This is a genomic window from Seonamhaeicola marinus (assembly GCF_008085455.1).
Map to the genome: position 1 here is coordinate 1 of NZ_VSDQ01000821.1, position 914 is coordinate 914.

The following is a 914-nucleotide window of genomic DNA, read 5'->3' on the forward strand; positions in this document are numbered from 1 at the left end:
AATGATACTAATACGCAACAGATGCCGCCACCAAAAAACGAAGACACAACACCAAAAGCCCCGTTACCTTTACAAGAGGCATTACACCATAATACAGACAATACAAAAGCTATTGAACGCATTGTAATTTTTTATACCGATGGAAGTTTTAAAAACTTTCAAAATTAGTATAAGTTTGCATTTTAAATATTACGTATGCGTTTTATATATATGAGCCTTTTTGTGTTGCTTTTTAATTGTTATCAGGTAGAAAGACAATGTACTGATTACAAAACAGGCACGTTTTACAGTGAAATTACTATAGATGGTACGCTGTACAAATCTACCTTTACAAGAACCGATACCTTACAAATTGAAACCTATAACAACCATGTAGATTCTACCAAACTGCGTTGGATTAATGATTGTGAAGTTATTTTTAAAACCATTAACCCTAAAAGTATGGCTGAAAAAAAAGATGTGCACTTAAAAATACTAACAACAACTGATAGTTCGTACACTTTTGAATATTCATACGTAGGCGAAACTAAAAAACAAAAAGGCGTGGCTTATAAAGCTACAACACCTTAATCAAAAGGATACAAAAACGATTCTACCAAGGTAAACGTAACCGTATGATTGTTGTTTATTTGGTAGGTTAAAAATACTTCGCCCCAGAATTCGCCATCTGAAAAATCGGCAATAATCCATTTATGGTTAAGCATTTTCACGGTGTTAATCATCATTTTTCGGCCTTCACTAGAACCATAAGGCACAATAGGATGTTGGCCTTTTACCTCATTTAGCTTATATAATTCATCTTTTACAAGCGGTATAAGGCTATCTATGTTATAACCATCGGCTTCAAAATAACTTATAGCGTCTTCATTATGTGCCAAATTAAAATGCGCCGCGTTTAAATAGGCGTTTTCTAA

General features: G+C 33.5%; 2 protein-coding genes. One reads left to right on the plus strand and one right to left on the minus strand.

Annotated elements, in window-relative coordinates:
- The first annotated feature begins 195 nt into the window (after nt 1–195).
- The gene (locus FUA24_RS23715) at nt 196–570 is read left to right on the plus strand and encodes a DNA topoisomerase IV (protein WP_147133185.1); all 375 of its coding nucleotides are present in this window, start codon (nt 196–198) and stop codon (nt 568–570) included.
- On the opposite strand, the gene FUA24_RS23720 is transcribed toward FUA24_RS23715, so the two are convergent.
- A partial coding sequence (locus FUA24_RS23720) for a hydrolase (RefSeq protein WP_148545800.1) occupies nt 567–914 on the minus strand: 348 nt, incomplete at its 5' end. The two genes, FUA24_RS23715 and FUA24_RS23720, sit on opposite strands and share 4 nt — an antisense overlap.